The sequence below is a fragment of the Kitasatospora sp. cg17-2 genome (assembly GCF_054031055.1).
The window spans coordinates 8353737-8371527 of the sequence record NZ_CM132923.1 but is presented as its reverse complement, the minus strand read 5'-3'; the positions used below and the strand labels follow the sequence as shown (position 1 = coordinate 8371527).

15 protein-coding genes are annotated in these 17791 nt (G+C 74.1%); 5 read left to right on the top strand and 10 right to left on the bottom strand.

The features are described from left to right. Positions 1–208 precede the first annotated feature (208 nt). Together ACW14Y_RS35120 and ACW14Y_RS35115 are read left to right on the top strand one after the other, a co-directional pair. Positions 209–1258: an agmatine deiminase family protein gene (locus tag ACW14Y_RS35120; protein ID WP_380300198.1), complete on the top strand. Its 1050-nt coding sequence runs from the start codon at positions 209–211 to the stop codon at positions 1256–1258. Positions 1259–1369: 111 nt separating this feature from the next. Then, positions 1370–2614 carry an agmatine deiminase family protein gene (locus tag ACW14Y_RS35115; protein ID WP_380300197.1) on the top strand — a complete coding sequence of 415 codons (1245 nt, stop codon included), beginning with the start codon at positions 1370–1372 and terminating at the stop codon, positions 2612–2614. A gap of 253 nt (positions 2615–2867) precedes the next feature. Here the strand turns inward: ACW14Y_RS35115 and ACW14Y_RS35110 are convergent, their stop codons facing one another. Beyond that, on the bottom strand, positions 2868–4073 hold the full coding sequence (locus ACW14Y_RS35110) for an agmatine deiminase family protein (RefSeq protein ID WP_380387958.1): 1206 nt from the start codon (positions 4071–4073) through the stop codon (positions 2868–2870). Between the two features lie 132 nt (positions 4074–4205). Between ACW14Y_RS35110 and ACW14Y_RS35105 the strand changes: the two genes are divergently transcribed. Further along, a complete protein-coding gene (locus ACW14Y_RS35105) occupies positions 4206–4898 on the top strand; it encodes a TetR/AcrR family transcriptional regulator (protein ID WP_456984751.1) in 693 nt (230 codons plus the stop codon). A gap of 19 nt (positions 4899–4917) precedes the next feature. Here the strand turns inward: ACW14Y_RS35105 and ACW14Y_RS35100 are convergent, their stop codons facing one another. The 9 genes from ACW14Y_RS35100 to ACW14Y_RS35060 form a co-directional block, all read right to left on the bottom strand. Then, on the bottom strand, positions 4918–5802 hold the full coding sequence (locus ACW14Y_RS35100) for a DUF4436 family protein (RefSeq protein WP_380300194.1): 885 nt from the start codon (positions 5800–5802) through the stop codon (positions 4918–4920). Next, positions 5799–7010: an agmatine deiminase family protein gene (locus tag ACW14Y_RS35095; RefSeq protein WP_456984750.1), complete on the bottom strand. Its 1212-nt coding sequence runs from the start codon at positions 7008–7010 to the stop codon at positions 5799–5801. The genes ACW14Y_RS35100 and ACW14Y_RS35095 overlap by 4 nt, the downstream gene beginning before the upstream one ends. Before the next feature lie 181 nt (positions 7011–7191). Next, the gene (locus tag ACW14Y_RS35090; RefSeq protein ID WP_380387962.1) at positions 7192–8031 is read right to left on the bottom strand and encodes an ABC transporter ATP-binding protein; all 840 of its coding nucleotides are present in this window, start codon (positions 8029–8031) and stop codon (positions 7192–7194) included. Then, on the bottom strand, positions 8024–8995 hold the full coding sequence (locus ACW14Y_RS35085) for an ABC transporter ATP-binding protein (RefSeq protein ID WP_380300191.1): 972 nt from the start codon (positions 8993–8995) through the stop codon (positions 8024–8026). The genes ACW14Y_RS35090 and ACW14Y_RS35085 overlap by 8 nt, the downstream gene beginning before the upstream one ends. Continuing rightward, positions 8992–9846: an ABC transporter permease gene (locus ACW14Y_RS35080; RefSeq protein ID WP_380300190.1), complete on the bottom strand. Its 855-nt coding sequence runs from the start codon at positions 9844–9846 to the stop codon at positions 8992–8994. Before ACW14Y_RS35080 ends, ACW14Y_RS35085 begins: the two co-directional genes overlap by 4 nt. After that, on the bottom strand, positions 9843–10802 hold the full coding sequence (locus ACW14Y_RS35075) for an ABC transporter permease (RefSeq protein WP_380300189.1): 960 nt from the start codon (positions 10800–10802) through the stop codon (positions 9843–9845). The genes ACW14Y_RS35080 and ACW14Y_RS35075 overlap by 4 nt, the downstream gene beginning before the upstream one ends. Then, positions 10799–12451: an ABC transporter substrate-binding protein gene (locus ACW14Y_RS35070; RefSeq protein ID WP_380435467.1), complete on the bottom strand. Its 1653-nt coding sequence runs from the start codon at positions 12449–12451 to the stop codon at positions 10799–10801. Before ACW14Y_RS35070 ends, ACW14Y_RS35075 begins: the two co-directional genes overlap by 4 nt. A gap of 28 nt (positions 12452–12479) precedes the next feature. After that, positions 12480–13484, bottom strand: a complete 1005-nt coding sequence (locus ACW14Y_RS35065; protein WP_266314490.1) for an agmatine deiminase family protein — start codon at positions 13482–13484, stop codon at positions 12480–12482. 214 nt (positions 13485–13698) lie between these two features. Beyond that, positions 13699–14901, bottom strand: coding sequence for an agmatine deiminase family protein (locus ACW14Y_RS35060; protein WP_380435463.1), 1203 nt, complete (start codon positions 14899–14901; stop codon positions 13699–13701). Between the two features lie 220 nt (positions 14902–15121). Between ACW14Y_RS35060 and ACW14Y_RS35055 the strand changes: the two genes are divergently transcribed. Together ACW14Y_RS35055 and ACW14Y_RS35050 are read left to right on the top strand one after the other, a co-directional pair. After that, positions 15122–15751 (top strand): TetR/AcrR family transcriptional regulator, encoded by a 630-nt coding sequence (locus ACW14Y_RS35055; RefSeq protein WP_380387966.1) that lies wholly within the window; start codon positions 15122–15124, stop codon positions 15749–15751. A gap of 202 nt (positions 15752–15953) precedes the next feature. After that, positions 15954–17699 carry a serine/threonine-protein kinase gene (locus tag ACW14Y_RS35050; protein ID WP_456984749.1) on the top strand — a complete coding sequence of 582 codons (1746 nt, stop codon included), beginning with the start codon at positions 15954–15956 and terminating at the stop codon, positions 17697–17699. The last annotated feature ends 92 nt before the right edge of the window (positions 17700–17791 follow it).

Here is a 17791-nt window from a genome sequence, read left to right as displayed (position 1 = left end):
TCATCACTCCGAGTGACCAATTCGGCATGCTGGGTCAAACTCTGCCCAGAAGTTTGACTGAACTTTCAGTCAGTGCGACGCTGACACCGCAGGCGGGGTGCAGCCGTCGGCCGTTCCCGTGGTGCGCCGGTGCGTAGTGGCGCGAAGAGTGGATCCGATGGCCCCGTGCACCCCTCCCGGCACCGTCGCACGATCGGAGAGAACCCTCATGACCCGCTTCCGCCACGACCGCTCCGCCGAGGACTTCCCCTGGGTGCCGGCGGACGACGTCCCGCACGCGCGGACCTGGATGTCCTGGCCCTCCCGCCGGGGCGTGTGGGGGCTGCGCCTGGGCGGCGTCCAGGAGGACATCGCCCTGATCGCGCGGACCGTCGCCGAGTTCGAGCCGGTGGTGATGTGCGCCCCCGACGACTGGACGGCGGGCAAGGCCCAGGACCGGTGCGGCGCCGCGGTGGAGGTGATCACCGCGATCCCCACCGACGACCTGTGGATGCGCGACACCGCGCCCGTGTTCCGCCTGGACGGCCGGGGCGGCCTGGACGCCGTGGTCCTCAACTTCAACGGCTGGGGCGACAAGCAGGTCCACTACGACGACGCCCTGGTCGCCGAGCGCCTCGCCACCAGGCGCGGTCTGCGCTACACCTACGCGGACTTCGTCGGCGAGGGCGGCGCCATCGAGACCGACGGCGACGGCACCGTGATGGCCACCGAGAGCAGCCTGGTCAACAAGAACCGCAACCGGCGCATGAGCCGGGACGAGATCGAGGACGCCGTCCTGGAGGCCTACGGCGCGGACACCATGATCTGGCTGCCCGGCATCAAGGGCCAGGACATCACCGACGACCACGTGGACGTCACCTCGCGCTTCGTCCGCCCCGGCGTGGTGATGGTCCAGCTGCCGCCCGCCGACCGCAACGACGCCTGGGCCAAGGACGCCCGCGAGCAGTTCGCCATCCTCTCCGCCGCGACCGACGCCCGGGGCCGCCGGCTCCAGGTGATCCCCGTGCACGGACCGGACACCGTCCGCTCCCGCAGCTCCAAGTTCGTCGACTCCTACCTCAACTTCCACGTCGTCAACGGCGGCGTCATCACCGCCCAGTTCGGCGACGCGTACAAGGACGCCGCCGCGAAGGAGGCCCTCGCCGCGGCCTTCCCGGGCCGCACGGTGGTGCAGATCGACGTCGACCGCCTGATGGCCGGGGGCGGCGGCATCCACTGCTCGACCATGCACGAGCCCCTGCCGCAGTTCCTGCCGTAGCCCGCGCACGCCCGAGCCGCGCACAGCACCCCGACCGCAGCACCCCGACCGCAGCACCCCGACCAGCTGCGCCCTCGCCCCCACCGACCCCGTCCCAGCCGGAGGATCCGTATGACCAACGCCATGTCCCGCCGTACCGTGATGCGCTCCCTCGCCGGCGTCGGAGCCGGGGCCCTCGTCCTCGGCCTCACCGCCTGCGACCCCACCGGCGCGAGCGACCCCGACGGCACCGGCGCCCTTCCGCCGTCCGGACAGCCCACCACCCCGCCGGTCGACACCCCCACCGCCGCGCCCGGCACTCCGAGCGCCACCGCCGCCCCCACCGGCACCGGCACGCCCGGTACGACCGGCGCCCGCCGCTTCGGCGCCGAGTGGGAGAACCACCTGCGCACGGTGATGTCCTGGCCGTCCTCGGAGAACATCTGGGGCGAGCAGCTCGCGGAGGTCCGCCGGGACGTGGCCGGCCTGGCGCAGGCGATCGCGGCCCGGGAACCGGTCGTCCTGATGGCCCGGCCCGACCAGAAGGACGCCGCGCAGAAGGCCTGCGGCGCGGCCGTCGAGGTCGTCCCGGTCACCGTCGACGACCTGTGGGCGCGCGACACCGTGCCGGTGTTCGTCGAGGAGGGCGGCAAGGTCAAGGGCGTCGACTTCAACTTCAACGGCTGGGGCCGCAAGCAGCAGCACGCCAACGACGCCAAGGTGGCCCGCACCGTCCTGGCCAAGTACGGCGTCGAGCGGATCGAGACCCGGCTGGTCGCCGAGGGCGGCTCCTTCGAGACCGACGGCGAGGGCACCCTGCTGGTCACCGAGAGCTCGGTCGTCAACGCCAACCGCAATCCGGGGATGAGCCGCGACCAGGTCGAGGCGGAGCTCAAGAAGGCCCTCGGCGTCACCAAGGTCGTCTGGCTGGCCGGCGTCAAGGGCAAGGACATCACCGACGCCCACGTGGACTGCCTGGTCCGCTTCGTCGCGCCGGGCGTCGTCGTGCTAGACAAGGCCTTCCCCGGCACTCCGCCGGACGTCTGGTCGCGCTCCGCCGACCAGGCCCGCTCGGTGCTCGGGAACGCGACGGACGCGCGCGGCCGGAAGCTGGAGGTGGTGGAGCTGCAGCAGCCCGACCCCGACAGGATCACCGGGCGCGGCGACGCCTTCGTCTCCTCCTACATGAACTTCTACATCGGCACCAAGGGCGTCTACCTGCCGAAGTTCGGGGACCAGAAGGCCGACGAGCACGCCCAGCAGGTGATGAAGAAGTACTTCCCCACCCGCGAGATCGTCCCCGTGAAGATCGACGGGATCGCCGGTGGCGGTGGCGGCATCCACTGCGCCACCCACGACATCCCCGCCGTCGGCTGACCGGCCCAGCGGCTGACCCTCCGACCGGCCGACCGGCCGACCGCCCCTCCGAGGCCGGGTCCGCCCCACCGGACCCGGCCCCGCCCCCACCGGGCGGGTGTCACGCGAACGTCGTCACGCTCGCGCTGTCACGCAACCGCTGTCGCACAGGTGCAGTCACGCAGGTGCAGTCACGCAGATGCTGCCGCACGAGGGCAGTCGCGGGGCAGCACGCACCCGAGGGCCGTCACGCACCGGCCCTGCGCGGTGCCCCTCACACGGCGGGCTGCTGCTGGGTGACGCAGTGGATCCCGCCGCCGCCCGCCCCGAGGCGGTCGATGTTGAGCTGCTCGACGGTGCGACCGGGGAACAGGCGGGCGAGGGTGGCCTTCGCCGCGCTGTCGGCCCGGGTGTCGCCGAACTGGGCGGAGATCACCGCGTTGTTGCACAGGTAGTAGTTGGCGTAGGAGCCGACGAAGTTCGGGTCGGTGGAGCGGATGAGGTTGTAGTTGGGTCCCTGGATCTGGCTGACCGTGTACCGCTGCCCCTGGGCGTTGGTGGCGGCCGAGAGGATCTGGTACTGCTGGCGCGCGTCCTGGGACCAGGCGTCGGTGTCGCCCGCCAGCGGCATCTGGACCACGCCCGTGGTGCCGCCGAGGTAGCGGGAGGTGGCGTCCACGTGGTCGTCGGTGATGTCCTGGCCGGCGATGCCCGCGAACCAGATCACCTTGGAGGCGCCGAAGGCGGCGCACAGCGCGCTCTCGACCTGGGCCTGGGACTTGCCGGGGTTGCGGTTGGAGTTGAGGATGCTGCTCCGGGTGGCCATCAGGGTGCCGGCCCCGTCGGCCTCCACCGCGCCGCCCTCGGCGACCAGCCCGGCGGCGGTGAACGGCAGGCCCAGGTAGGCGGCGACCCGTCCGGCGACCAGCGAGTCGTTGGCGTGGGTCTGGTGGTTGCCCCAGCCGTTGAAGTTGAGGCCGATGGTGTCCAGGCCGCCGGCGCCGTCCGTGCGGAAGACCGGGCCGGTGTCCCGCATCCAGCAGTCGTCGACCGGGATGTCCCCGATCACGGTGACCGCCGAGCCGCACATCGAACGGGCCTTGGCGACGCTGGCCGGGTTGGCGCACATGGTCACCGGCTCGTACTTCGCGATCGTCTTGGCGATCAGCGCGATGTCCGACTGGACGCCGGCGAGCTTGTTGCGCCAGATGCTGGTGCTGTCCGGCCAGGCCATCCAGGTACGGGTGTGGCGCAGGGTGTCGATCGGCACCCGGAAACCGGCCGCGGCCGCGGCCCGGTCCGCCCCGGCGCTGCTGCGGCCGGCGGCTGCGGCGGCCGACCCGCCGGTGGCGACGGTGAGCGCGGTGCCGGCGGCGGCCAGGCCCGCGACGGCCAGGAACCGGCGGCGGTCGAGGCTGTCGGCGGTGCTCGCGTCGGTCGGTCCGCCGGTCGCTCTGTCGGATCTGGAGCGGTCGTTCATCTCTACCTCCGGGTCAAGGTGCCCTGCTCGTCGAGCAGTTGACCGAAAAGGTAGAACTGACCAAGCGCTCGGTCAATACTTTGCGCAGCTTTGGCCCCTCCCCCGGCCCCGGCAGTCGTTACAGTGACCGCCATGGCGACACAGGCGACGGGCGCGGACCCGGCCACCACCCAGGACGCGGTCACCGGCACCGCCAAGGGCGCGACCGCCCCGCGCCCGGCCGGCACCGGCCGCGCCCGGACCTCGGCCAAGGGCGAGCAGACCCGGGCCCGGCTGATCGCGGCGGCCCGGATCCTGCTCGCGGGCGGCGAGGCGGGCCGGTTCACCACCCGCAACGTGGCCGCGCTGTCCGGGGTCTCGCACGGGATGTGCCACTACCACTTCGCCGACCGCACCGACCTGATCGTGGCCGTGGTCGCGGACATCAGGCCCGAGTGGATCACTCCGCTGGAGGAGGCCGTGGCCGGCCCGGGCGGCTACGCCGAGCGGGCCGAACGCGTGCTGACCCTGCTCACCCGCCCCGAGAGCCCCGACCTCGCCCGGCTGCACGCCGCGCTGCACTGGCTCGCCCTCAACGACGAACGGGTCCGGGTCGCCCTGGAGGCCGAGTACGGGCGGTGGCGGTCCTGCTTCGTCCGGCTGTTCCGGGCCCTCGTGGACGAGCGCGGCGGCGACACCGACCCCGCCCCGCTCGGCGAGGCCTTCGCCGCCGCCGTGGACGGCATCGCCGCCATCGGCTCGCTGGACGGGACGGTGGACGCCGCACGGGTGCTGCGCACCCTGCTGGACTCGCTGGCCTCGACCGTCGGACCCCAGCGGCCGTGAGGGCCCGGTAGCCCGCCCGTCACGGCCCCGCCCCGGCCGCCCCGTCGGCCTCGACCCGTTTTCGGTGCTCGACCCGGCTGCCCGAGACCACCGTCACCACCAGGCACGCCGCGATGATGCCCTCCGCCCAGAAGAAGGCCACGTAGTCGATCAGCGAGCCGATCGGCGGCGTACCGGGCGCCGCGTTGCGCATGCCGATCAGCGCGAACAGGGTCGCCGCCATCCACCCCAGCGAGGGCCACACCATGCCCTGCCGGCCCCGGTAGAGCACCTCCGCCCCGGCCAGCACCGCCAGCGCGAGCGCCCACATCGCCGCGATCATGAACCAGGCCAGGATGAAGGTGCTCCGCGCCCTGCTCACCCGCCCCTCGAACACCGTGCCCTCCGCCCCGTACGGGGTGCCGGTCGGCCGGACGACGAAGAACGGGTCGGCGTCGCCGAACACCACCCCGACCGGGACGGCGCCGGTGGCGTCCGCGGCCGAGAACAGCACCTCGAAGCGGTAGCGGTCGAAGGGGTAGTCGGTCGGGGTGCCGTCGTAGAGGTTGGCCGACACCGGCTTGGGTGTCGCCGCCTCCCCCGGGTCGGCCCGCAGCTCGGTGCGGGTCGTGGCGCGGACGGTGATGTCGACCCGGCGGGTGAAGGTGCCGGACTCCGGGTCCTGGGCCAGGGTGCCGTGCGGGACGGGCACCACGTAGAGCGTCATCTCGCCGCCGGCGGCGTCGATGTCCTGGGAGGTGACGTCGAGTTCGACCCAGTCGCCGGTGCCGGGGAGGGAGAGTTCCCGGGTCTGCTGGCGGGTGTTGCGCTCGTTGAGGTACAGGGCGATGCCGGCCGAGCACAGCACCGCGAGGATCAGCAGGACGAGGAGGAAGCGCCGGTCCCGCAGCCTGCGCCCGCTCACGTCGGGCTGGTGCCGGGGGCGACGGGCTGCTGCTGGGTGGCGCAGTGGATGCCCCCGCCGCCGGAGGCGATGTGGTTGATGGACACCTGGGAGACCTTCCGACCGGGGTGGAGGTCGCCGATGATCCCGGCGGCCCGGTCGTCGGCGGCCTGGTCGCCGAAGCGCGGCACGATCACGCCGCCGTTGCAGACGTAGTAGTTGAGGTAGGTGGCGAGGAAGTCCTTCCCGGCGCCGGGGATCAGGTCGATGTCGGGCTCGGGGAGGTCGACCACCTTGAGGGTGCGGCCCCGGGCGTCCTTCGCCGAGGCGAGGACCTGGAGGGCCTGGTCGGAGGCGGTGGTCCAGATGTCCGGCGGGGTGTCCGGGCCTGGGCGGTGGATGACGACGGTGCCGGGCTCGGCGAACCGGGCCAGGGCGTCGATGTGGCAGTCCGTGATGTCCTGCCCGGCGACGCCCTGGAACCACAGCACGGTGCTGACGCCGAACAGGTCCTTGAAGGCCGCCTCGATCTGGTCCCGGCTCTTGCCGGGGTTGCGGTTGGGGTTGACCCAGGAGCTCTCGGTCGCCATCAGGGTGCCCTCGCCGTCCACCTCGATGCCGCCGCCCTCGCCGGTGATCGGCGCCTGGATCCGCGGGACGCCGTAGTGGTCGAGGACGTTGCGGGCGACCTGGCTGTCGTTGGCGTGGGTCTGCTTGTTGCCCCAGCCGTTGAAGTTGAGGTCGACCCCGGCGAGCCCCTGCGGGCCGGTGACGAAGGTCGGGCCGGTGTCGCGGGCCCACAGGTCGTCGACCATCAGCTCCAGCACCTCGACGGTGGAGCCGCAGGCCTGCCGGGCCTGCTCGGCCTGGTCGGGGCGGGCCAGCAGCACCACCGGCTCGAAGCCGGCGACGGCGCGGGCCAGCCCGGCGATGTCCTCCCGGACGCCGGACAGTTGGTCGCCCCACACCTCCTCCAGGGCCGGCCAGGCCATGAAGGTGCGGGTGTGCGGGGCCGACTCGGCCGGCATCGCGCGGGCGGCCGCGGCACTCGGGCTGCCGGAGGCGGACGGCGCGGGGGCCGAGGCGGTGCCGGCGGGGCTCGGCGGCTGCTCGTCGCCGCTGTCGGAGGAGCAGCCGGCGGTCAGGGCGAGGGCGGCGAGCGCCGTCCCGGAGCGCAGCAGCGAACGGCGGGACGGCCCGGGGTGAGCCGGGTGGGCCGGGTGAGCCATGGGGCCTCGTTCCGGTAGGTGCCTGAGGGGGTACGGTCCCGCACGCTACTGAAAGCCGGGTCAGGACCGGCTGCGGCAGGTACCCGCCATCGGGGTGAATCCCGGGCCCGCCACCGTCGGCCCCCGGAAGGGGACGGGACCCCGGCCCGGCAGACCCCGAGCGGCTGCCGGGCCGGGGGGCTCACAGGGCGCGGCGCGCGGCGGCGATCCGGTCGGGATCCCAGCCGGGCCGGGGCACGGACTCCAGCAGCAGCCGGGTGTAGGCGTGCCGCGGGTCGTCGAGGACCTCGGCGGTGGGGCCGGCCTCGACGATCCGTCCGTGCCGCATGACCACGACCTCGTCGGTGACGCACCGCACCACACCGAGGTCGTGGGTGATGAACAGGTAGCCGATGCCGGTCTGTTCGCGGATGTCGGCGAGCAGGTTGAGCACCTGGGCCTGGACCGAGACGTCCAGCGCGGCGACCGCCTCGTCCAGCACCAGGACGGCCGGCTGGACGGCCAGCGCCCGGGCGATGGCGACGCGCTGGCGCTGGCCGCCGGAGAGCTGCCGGGGCAGCGCCTCGGCGGCCCGGGTGCCGAGGCCGACCTGGTCGAGGAGTTCCTTGATCCGGGCCGGGTGGTCGGTGCCGGGGAAGTGCAGCCGCAGGGTCTCCCGCAGGGCGGCCTCGACGCTGGTGCGCGGGTCCAGCGAGAGGTACGGGTCCTGGAAGACCATCTGGACCTCGCGGGCCCGGGCGAGGCGTTCGGCCTTGCCCCGGGCGCCGCCGGTGCGGGCCCGGCCCTTCACCAGGACCCGGCCCGCGTCGGCCCGTTCGAGGCCGACGACGATCCGGGCGGTGGTGGTCTTGCCGGAGCCGGACTCGCCGACAATGCCGAGCGAGCCGCCGGCGGGGAGGGTGAAGGAGACCTCGTCCACGGCCCGGACGGCGCCGAAGGTCCGGCACAGGCCGGTGACCTCCAGCGCGGCGGTGTCCGCCGCGAGGCCCGGCAGGGCGGTGCCGGTGGCTGCCTCAGACATCGGCGGGGCTCCCTTCGAGCGGGTGGTGGCAGGCGGCCGGCTGCCCGGGCCGCCCGGGGGCCGGGCGCAGCACGGGGGCCTCCTCCCGGCAGGTGTCGGTCGCGTACCGGCAGCGGGCCGCGAACGCGCAGCCGGTGAGCTCCTGCCGCAGGTCCGGCGGCTGGCCGTCGATGGCGGCGAGGCGGCCGGTCGGGCCGTCCAGCCGCGGGGTGGAGGAGAGCAGCGCCGCGGTGTAGGGGTGGCGGGGTGCTTCGAACAGGGCCTCGGCGGGGCCGGACTCGACGATCCGCCCGGCGTACATCACGTAGACCCGGTCGCTGATGGCGGCGGCGAGGCCCAGGTCGTGGGTGACGAACAGCAGGCCGGTGCCGAAGCGTTCGCGCAGCCGGTCCAGCAGGGCGATGACCTCGGCCTGGCTGGTCACGTCGAGCGCGGTGGTGGGCTCGTCGGCGAGCAGCAGGACCGGGTCGCCCATCAGGGCGGCGGCGATCATGACGCGTTGCAGCATGCCGCCGGAGAGCTGGCCGGGGTAGCGGCGCATCAGCTCGGGCCCGAGGCCGACGGCGTCGAGGAGTTCGACGGCGCGCCGGTCCGCGTCGGCGGCGCTCATGGTGCCGGTGAGGCGGACGCTCTCGGTGAGGAAGTCGCCGATCCGGCGCAGCGGGTTGACGGCCGCCCGAGGGTCCTGGAAGACCATCGCGGCCCGGCCGGTGCGCAGTTCGCGCAGCCGGGCGGCGTCCATGGTGAGGACGTCCCGGCCGTCGACGAGGACCTCGCCGGTGGGGACGGCGCCGGGCGGCAGCAGGCCGAGGGCGGCGCGCGAGGTGAGGGACTTGCCGGAGCCGGACTCGCCGACCAGGGCGACGGTCTCGCCGGGGGCGACGGTGAGGTCGACCCCGTCGAGCACCGGGCGGGCGGTGCCGGGCAGGCGCAGACGCAGCTCCCGGACGTCGAGGGCGTTCACGGGGTCCTCCGGGCGACCTGGTCGGCCCAGCGCTCGCCGACGACGTTGAAGGCGACGACGGTGAGCACGATGAGGACGCAGGGCAGGATCGCGGAGAGCGGGTAGCCGTGCTGGATCGCGGTCTGGCCGTCGAAGACCATGCGGCCCCAGTCGGGGGTGAGGGCGGGGACGCCGAGTCCGAGGAAGGACAGGCCGGCCAGGTCCATGAGGGCGTATCCGAAGTTGACGGTGGACTGGGCGAGCACGATCGGCGCGATGTTGGGCAGGACGTGCCGCAGGCAGATCTGGACGGCCGAGTGGCCCTGGACCTGGTAGGCGGAGACGTAGGGCCGCATGCGTTCGGCCAGCACCAGGGAGCGGGTCAGGCGGGAGACGTAGGGCAGGTAGGCGATCGCGAGGGCGACGACGGGGGCCATCAGGCCCTCGCCGTAGACGGCGACGATCAGGATGGCGAGCAGCATGCCGGGGAAGGCGAAGACGAGTTCGGTGCTGCGGGACAGCACGGAGTCGATCCAGCCGCCGCGCCAGCCCGCCAGGAGGCCGACGGCGACACCGGCGACGGTGGAGAAGACGACCACGCCGAGCGGCCCGAGCAGCGAGGTGCGGGCGCCGATCAGCAGCCGGGCGAGGGTGTCGCGGCCGGCCGCGTCCACGCCGAGCAGGTGGTCGGCGGAGGGACCGGCGAGGGCGTTGCCGAGGTCGACGGCGTTCGGGTCGTCGGGTGCCAGCCAGGGGGCGAGCAGCGCGGCGAGCACGACCAGGGCGGCGAGGCCGAGGCAGATCCGGTAGAGCGGGGCGCGGGCGGACTTGACCCGGGCGAGGCCGGGCCGCCGGGCGAGGGCGACACTCATGCGTCGGACCTCCTGGAGCCGAGGGTGACCCGGGGGTCGACGAGCGGGTGGAGCAGGTCGACGAGCAGGTTCACCGTCATGAACAGGGCCACGATGATCAGGGAGATGGCCTGGACGGTCGGGAAGTCCTTGGTGGTGGTGGACAGTTCGAGGAGCTGGCCGAGGCCGCCGACACTGAACGCGGACTCCACCAGGATCGTGCAGACCAGCAGGGTGGAGACGATCAGGCCGCCGGTGGTGAGCACGGTGCCCAGCGAGTTGCGGAACACGTGCCGGCGGATCACCTCGCGCTCGGGCACGCCCCGGCTGCGGGCGACGGTGACGTGCTCGCCCTCCAGGGCGTCCAGCATCGCCGAGCGGGTGACCCGGGCGAGCATGCCGATCAGGTAGAGCGCGAGGGCGATCGCGGGCAGGGTGAGGTGCCAGACCATGTCGAGCAGGCCGTCGCCCGCGCCGCTGCTGGGGAACCAGCCCAGCTTGACCGCGAACAGGCCCTGGAGCAGCACCGCGGCGACGAAGGACGGGGTGCCGACGGCGAGGGTGGTGGTGACCAGGATCGCGGAGTCGGTCGCGCCGCCGCGGACGGCGCCGACCCAGCCGAGCACCAGGCCGATCACGACGACCACCAGCAGGGCCATGGCCACCAGCAGCAGGGTGGCGGGCAGGCGGTCGGCGAGCAGGCCCGACACGTCGGTGCGGTAGGTGAGCGAGCGGCCGAAGTCGCCCTGCACCACCTGGCCGAGCCAGCGGAGGTAGCGCACCAGGAAGGGGTCGTCCAGGTGGTACTGCTCGTTGATCGCCTGCAGGGCGGCCGGGGAGGCCGAGCGCCCGGACAGCAGGAAGCTCGCCGGGCTGCCCGGCGCCAGGTACATCGCCCCGAAGACGACGAAGGAGGCGCCGAGCAGGGTGACGGCCATCTCGACCAGCCGTCGGACGGCGAATCGCAGGAAGGTCACCGCGCGGCCCCCACGTCGGCGGCCCACGGGTAGTACAGGTAGGAGATGGTGGTCGGGGCGCCGGTGATGCGCTTGTTCAGGAAGACGGCGGTGGGCCACTCGGCGACCGGGATCCACAGCAGCTTCTCGGAGGCGGTCTGCTGGAGCTGCGCCTCGATCGCGCCGCGCTTGGCCGGGTCGTACTCGGCCGAGGCCTTGTCGACCAGCTCGTCGTAGGCCGGGTCGCTGTAGCCGGCGAAGTTCTGGTAGGCGCCGGTGCGGAAGTTGGCGAGCAGGTCGAGCGGGTCGGTGATGGAGTCGTAGTACGTCTCCGGGAACATGTCCAGGCCCTCGCGCGCCTTGGGGTCGGTGAACAGCGAGGTGAAGGCGTTCGGGGCGATGGTCCGCAACTGGATGTTGAGGCCGATCCGGGCGCCGGCGGACTGGACGGCGGTGGCGAGCAGCGAGACGTCCTGGCCGATGCTGCTGGTGGCGACGGTGAGGGTCCGGCCGCTGGCACCGGCCTCCTTGACCAGGGCCTTGGCCCGCTCGATGTCCTGGGTGGTGGGGGTGAGGTGGGCGAACGCGGTGGCGCGCACGTCCTCGGGCAGCGTGCCCCAGGCGGCCCTGGTGGTGAGCGAGCCGGTGACGGTGCCGGCGCCGGCGAGGCCGGTGCGGACGAAGCCGGTGCGGTCGAGGGCCAGCGACAGCGCCTGGCGGACCCGGAGATCGCCGAGCGGGCCGTCCATGCTGGTGACGTTGAGGTTGACGGTGCTGAGGCCCTCGCCGAAGTACAGGGTGCCGGTGCCGCCGTTGCGGAGCCGGTCGTAGCTCTCGGTGGGGATCAGGTAGCCGCCGTCGACCTCGCCGCTGAGCATGGCGTTGGTGCGCGCGGAGGGGTCGGTGAGGAAGCGGACGAAGACCTTGCCGGCCTTGGCCCGGTTGCCCCAGTAGCCGTCGAAGCGCTGGAGTTCGATCGACTGGCCCTTGGTCCAGCTGCCGAGCTTGAACGGGCCGGTGCAGTCGAGGCTCCCGCTGGTGCCGTAGTCCCGGCCGGCGGCCTCGACCCCGGCCTTGGCGGCGACGGTGCCGGCGGCGGTGGCCATGTACTGCGGGAACTGCGAGTCGGGCCGCTTGAGCTTGACGGTGACCTGGAGCGGGCCGGTCGCGGTGACGGTGTCGACGTTCTGGAAGGACTGCGCCCAGGCCGCCGCGTTGTCGGGGTTCATCTGCCGGCCGAGGCTGTACACGACGTCCTCGGCTGTCATCACCGAGCCGTCGTGGAAGTGCACGCCGGAGCGCAGGTCGTAGACCCAGGTGGTGGGGTCGGGGTTGGACGCCTTCTCGGCCAGGCCGGGGGCCAGGGTGAGCTGGGGCGTCCAGCGCATCAGGCTCTCGCAGACGTTCGACAGGACCGTGTTCTGCGGGTAGTCGAAGGCCTGGAGGTAGTCCAGGGTGGGCGGCTCCGCGTAGGTGGCCCAGGTGAAGGAGTCGATGTCCCCGGCGGCCGGCGGGCTGGAGGGCGACAGCTGGACGTCGGCCCGGTCGGCGGAGCCGCCGCGGGGCGGTCCCGAGCAGGCGGCGACCAGGGCGGCGGCGCCGAGCAGCGCGGTGGCGGCGAGGAGCGGGCGCCTGGTCCGGGTGCGTCTGGCGGGTGCGGTGGGAGTCATGAGGGTGGTTCTCCGTTCGCTGGCTGGGTCAGGCGCGGGCGGCCGGGATCTGCTGGGTGATGCAGTGGACACCGCCGCCGCCGAAGGCGATCACCCGGGCCCGCACACCGACGACCTTGCGGTCGGGGAACGCGGCGGCGATCACGGCGAGCGCGCCGGCGTCCTCGGGGTGGTCGGCGACGGGGACGACGACACCGCCGTTGGCCACGTAGAAGTTCAGGTAGCCGACCTCGACCCGGACGTCGTCCACCTCGACGAAGGCGGCCTGGGTGACGTCGACGATCTCGAACGGGCGGCCCTGGGCGTCGGTGGAGTGCTCCAGCACCGTGCGGTTGGCGCGCATCCGCACGTAGTCGGGGTGCGCGGGGTCGGCGGGCAGCTGCACCACGACCTTGCCGGGGGCGGCGAAGGCGCAGACGCCGTCGACGTGGCCGTCGGTCTCGGTGTCCAGGGCGCCGCCGTAGGGCAGCCAGATGATCTTGGTGACGCCGAGCCGGGCCTTCAGCTCGGCCTCGATCTCCTCGCGGCCCAGCTCGGGGTTGCGGTTGGGGTGGAGCAGGCACTGCTCGGTGGTGATCAGCGTGCCCTCGCCGTCGACGGTGATCGCGCCGCCTTCGAGGATCATCTCGGAGCGGATCGCCGGCACGTCGAGGTGCTCCAGCAGCAGGCCGCTGATCCGGTCGTCGGCGTCCCAGGGGTGGTGCTTGCGGCCCCAGGCGTTGAAGCGGAAGTCGACGCCGGCCCGGCGGCCCTCCTCGTCCAGGACGAAGATCGGCGCGGAGTCGCGGAACCAGGAGTCGTCCTGGGGGATCTCGACGACGGTCAGGCCCGGGCCGCACAGGGTGCGGGCCTCGTCGCCGTGGCCGGGCGGGGCCACCATGGTGACCGGCTCGAACTCGGCGATGGCCCGGGCGACGGCCGCGTACTCGCGCTTCACCTCGTCGAGGCTGTCGCCCCAGAGGTCCGACCGGACCGGCCAGGCCATCAGGCAGCCGTCGTGCTCGGTCCACTCGGCGGGCATGCGGTGGGTCATGGGGATCCTCGTTCTCTTCGGGCCCGGCCGGGCCCGGCACGTCGGGTGCGCGGGCCGGCCGGGTGCTGCGGGACTGGTACTGCGGGACCGGCACCGCGGGAGCGGCTCTGCGGGACCGGTGTTGCGGGAGCGGTGCTGCGGGCCCGGCGCTGCCGGGCGGGCGGGGAGCCCCGGCGGCCCGCCTCCGTGGGGAACCGGACGGGCCGCCGGGGAGTCAGCGGAGCGGCGGGACGGACGGCTGGGACTGGGTGGCGCAGTGGATGCCGCCGCCGCCGGAGGCGATGTTGTCGATGTCGACCTGGACGATGTCGCGGGTCGGGAACTCGGCCTGGAGGATCGCGCGGGCCCGCGCGTCGGCCGCGCCGTGGCCGAACTGGGGGACGAACACGGCGCCGTTGGCCACGTAGAAGTTGCTGTAGCTGGAGAGGAAGTCCTTGCCGAGGTCGCGGCCGCGGATCCGCTTGCGGTCCGGGGCGGGCAGCTCGACCACGGTCAGCGCGCGGCCGCGGGCGTCGGTGGCGGTGCTCAGGGCCCGCTTGGCCTGCTCGTAGACCTTGACCCAGACCTGGTCCGTGCCGGGTCCCGGCCGGTCGAGCAGGACGCGCCCGGGCGCGGTGAAGCGGGCCAGGCAGTCGATGTGGGCGTCCGTGATGTCCTGGCCGGCCACGCCGTCCAGCCAGATGACCTTGTCCATGCCGAGCGTGGTGCGCAGGGCGCGTTCGACCTCGTCCTGGGACATGCCGGGGTTGCGGTTGGGGTTCACCCAGGAGCTGACGGTGGCCAGCAGGGTGCCCTCGCCGTCGGTCTCCAGGGCGCCGCCCTCGCCGACGAAGGGGGCCCGGATCCGGTCCACCCCGTACTCGGCGAGGAGGGTGCCGGCGACCGCGGCGTCCTCGGCGTACCGCTGGTAGTAGGGGGTGCCGTCCTTGCCCCAGCCGTTGAAGTTGGTGTCGACGCCGGCGATCGCGCCCGGTCCGACCACGAAGGTCGGCCCGAAGTCGCGGATCCAGAGGTCGTCGTTGGAGATCTCGACCACGGTGATCCGGTAGTAGGCGCCGGGACCGCAGTAGTAGCGGGCGTCGGCGGCCTGCCCGGGGCGGGCCACCACGACGACCGGCTCGTAGCGGGAGATCTCGTGGGCCAGCTTGGCGATGTCGTCGCGGACGGCGGACAGCTGGGTCCGCCAGACCGAGGGCAGGGCCGGCCAGGCCATGAAGGTGCGGTCGTGGCGGTCGGACTCGGCGGGCATCCGCAGCAGCGGCGCGGCGGCCCGGTCGGCCGGGGCGACGGCGTCGGCGGAGGCCGGTGCGGCGGCCGCCCGGGCGGCGGCCGGGACGGCGGAACCGAGGGCGATCAGGGGTACCGCGGCGGCGCCGAACCGGAGCAGGCCGCGACGCGAGGGGGTGGGGGTGGGCATGTCGCGCTCCCTGGCAGAAGGTGGGAGGTGTGGGGGGGTCGCCCTGTGCGGACGGGCCCGTGGGGGTTGCCCTGTGGGGAGGGTGGTCCCGTGGGGTTGCCCCGCATCCTGCACCGAACTGAAAATTCAGTCAAGCATTTGCTTCGGGGCTTACCGATTCCCCTGAAACGATCATCAGGAACGTGTCCGACCGGCCAGGAAACGCGTAGAGTGGGCGCCCATGTCGGACCGTCGGACAGAAATTCTCAGAGCCGCCACCCGCGTGATCGCCCGCCGAGGGGTCCGCGGACTGCGGGTGGGCGAGCTGGCCGCCGAGGCCGGCGTGTCCACCTCGCTCATCTACTACCACTTCAGCGACCGCGCCGGACTGCTGCGCCGGACCCTCGACTTCATCAGCGACCGGGCCGACCACTACACCGCCGAACCGGACCCCGCGCCACGCACCGAGGACCCCAGGGCGGACCTGGAACAGGTGCTGCTGCTGGAGCTCCAGGACACCGTCGACGTACGCGAGAACAGCATCGCCTGGGGCGAGTTGAGGGCCACCGCGGTCTTCGAGCCGGACCTCCGCGAGGACCTCGCCCGGACCACCCACACCTGGGTGCACGATGTCGCCGAACTGCTCGCCCGGGCCGACCCCGGCGGCACCGCCCCGGCCCACGCGGCCGCCGCCGAGCGGCTGACCGCGCTGGTCGAGGGCCTCAGCGTGCGCTGGCACAGCGGCTCACTGCCGGTCGAGCACGCCCGGCTGCTGCTGCGCGGGGCGATCGGGGCGGAACTGGACCGGCCCGGCCCGCCCGGCCGCGGCGCTCCGGCGGTCGCGGCCGGGGCCGGATTCGGTCGATCCTGACGCAACCTCTAAACTCGGCGGCACCGCGCAGGCCGGACGTCCCTTCCACGGGCCGTCCGACCCCCCGGCCCGTGCGGCCCACGGCCCGTCCGACCCTGCCCCGCTCGTGCCCCACCGCGCCCGCTCCCGGGCCCGGCCGGGCCGGGGCGGGGCGCCCGCGTCCCGCCCCGCCCAGCCCAGCCCGCCGAGAGAGGCAGCCCGCATGTCCGCTGACCGATCCCCCTTCGCCACGCCGCCGGTCTTCCAGGAGCTGACCCCGGACGACCCCCGCGAGGTCGGCGGCTACCGGCTGTTCGCCCGGCTCGGCGCCGGCGGCATGGGCCGGGTCTACCTCTCCTACACCCCCGGCGGGCGGCCGGTCGCCCTCAAGGTGGTCCGGCCCGAACTCGCGGAGGACCCGGAGTTCCGGGCCCGCTTCGCCCACGAGGTGGCCAGCGCCCGGCGGATCCACGGCCTCTTCACCGCCCAGCTGGTCGACGCGGGCGTGGACGCCGCCACCCCGTGGCTGGCCACCACCTATGTGCCGGGCCCGTCCCTGCACCAGGTGGTGCAGCGCTTCGGCCCGCTCCCGGAACGGACGGTGCTGCTGCTGATCGCCGGCATCGCCGAGGCGCTCCAGGCGATCCACGCCACCGGCGTGGTGCACCGCGACCTCAAGCCCGGCAACGTCCTGATCGCCCCCGACGGCCCCAGGGTGATCGACTTCGGCATCGCCAGGGCGGCCGACGCGGGGGCGCTCACCAGCACCGGCCTGCGCATCGGCTCGCCCGCCTACATGGCGCCCGAGCAGGCCACCGGCCGCCCCGCGACCCCGGCCACCGACGTCTACGCGCTCGGCGCCCTGGCCGTCCACGTCGCGACCGGCACCCCGCCGTTCGGGGACGGCCCGGACCCGGCGACGCTCTACCGGACCGTGCACGAGGAACCCGACCTCGGACCGGTCCCGGAGGGCCTGCGCGGACTGCTGCTGGGCTGCCTCGCCAAGCGGCCCGAGGACCGCCCGAGCACCGCCGAGGTGATCGCAGCCGTCCGCGAGCACCCGGCCGTCGCCGGGCACCTGCGGTTCGGCGACGACTGGCTGCCGCACCCGCTGACCAGCCAGATCAACCGGCACGCCGAGCTGCCGCAGGTACCGGCCGAGGCGGCCGGCGCACCCACCGGCGGGTCCGTCGGCGGGTCCGTCGGCGACGATCCGGACCAGGCCCTGACGGTGCTCGCCCCGCGCTCGGCGGCGGCCCCGACCCTGGTGGCGCCGACGCTGCCGCCCCCGGACGCGACCCTGACGGCGGCCGCGCCGGCGGTCCTCGCCGACGACCCGACCGACGGCCACCGCGCGCGGGCGAAGCCGCGCCGCGGCCGGGGCCTCGGGCGCACCGCGGTGACCGCCGCCGTCGCGCTGACCGTCGGCGCCGCGGCGACGGTGCTGCTGCTGGACACCCCGGAGACGGTGGAGGCCGCGACCTCCGAGGACCTGGTGTCCGCCGCCCCCTCACCCGGCGCACCGGCGGCCACCTCCGCACCGGCCCCGTCCGCGCCGACCCCGTCCGCCGCCCCGACACCGACGCCGGGCGCCGACTACGCCGTCGCCTACCGGGCGGCCGAGCTGACCTCGTCGGACGCCGGCTACGAGTTCGACCTCGCGACCGGCAGCGTGGTCCCGGCCGACAGCGTGTCCTGGTACCTGGGCCGGGGCGAGAACGAGTTCCTCGTCCCGGAGACCGCCGACTCCTACATCGGCCGGGACGCCGCCCTGGGGGTGGCCGAGTGCGTCAAGGGGCTGAGCAGCCGCCCGACCGGGCGGGTGCCGTTCTCCGCCGTCGGCCCCCGGGGAGCCTTCTGCGTCCGGTCCGCCGACGGCCGGTCGCTCGCCGTGGTCCGGGTGCTCTCCACCGCGGGCAGCGAGGGGCCGGTCAGAGTGTCCGTGGACCACTACCGCCGCAACGGCTGAACCGACCGGTCGCAACGCCCGAACCCGCCCGCCGCCCGGCCGGACCCGCGCGCCGCCGCAGCGTCCGGGCCCGCTCCGCCGCGGCGGCGGCA

What these genes read in the sequence shown, in the direction of transcription:
- ACW14Y_RS35120 (WP_380300198.1), top strand. Translation starts at nt 209, where the DNA reads ATGACCCGCTTCCGCCACGACCGCTCCGCCGAGGACTTCCCCTGGGTG.
- ACW14Y_RS35115 (WP_380300197.1), top strand. Translation starts at nt 1,370, where the DNA reads ATGACCAACGCCATGTCCCGCCGTACCGTGATGCGCTCCCTCGCCGGC.
- ACW14Y_RS35110 (WP_380387958.1), bottom strand. Translation starts at nt 4,073, where the DNA reads ATGAACGACCGCTCCAGATCCGACAGAGCGACCGGCGGACCGACCGAC.
- ACW14Y_RS35105 (WP_456984751.1), top strand. Translation starts at nt 4,206, where the DNA reads ATGGCGACACAGGCGACGGGCGCGGACCCGGCCACCACCCAGGACGCG.
- ACW14Y_RS35095 (WP_456984750.1), bottom strand. Translation starts at nt 7,010, where the DNA reads ATGGCTCACCCGGCCCACCCGGCTCACCCCGGGCCGTCCCGCCGTTCG.
- ACW14Y_RS35090 (WP_380387962.1), bottom strand. Translation starts at nt 8,031, where the DNA reads ATGTCTGAGGCAGCCACCGGCACCGCCCTGCCGGGCCTCGCGGCGGAC.
- ACW14Y_RS35080 (WP_380300190.1), bottom strand. Translation starts at nt 9,846, where the DNA reads ATGAGTGTCGCCCTCGCCCGGCGGCCCGGCCTCGCCCGGGTCAAGTCC.
- ACW14Y_RS35070 (WP_380435467.1), bottom strand. Translation starts at nt 12,451, where the DNA reads ATGACTCCCACCGCACCCGCCAGACGCACCCGGACCAGGCGCCCGCTC.
- ACW14Y_RS35065 (WP_266314490.1), bottom strand. Translation starts at nt 13,484, where the DNA reads ATGACCCACCGCATGCCCGCCGAGTGGACCGAGCACGACGGCTGCCTG.
- ACW14Y_RS35060 (WP_380435463.1), bottom strand. Translation starts at nt 14,901, where the DNA reads ATGCCCACCCCCACCCCCTCGCGTCGCGGCCTGCTCCGGTTCGGCGCC.
- ACW14Y_RS35055 (WP_380387966.1), top strand. Translation starts at nt 15,122, where the DNA reads ATGTCGGACCGTCGGACAGAAATTCTCAGAGCCGCCACCCGCGTGATC.
- ACW14Y_RS35050 (WP_456984749.1), top strand. Translation starts at nt 15,954, where the DNA reads ATGTCCGCTGACCGATCCCCCTTCGCCACGCCGCCGGTCTTCCAGGAG.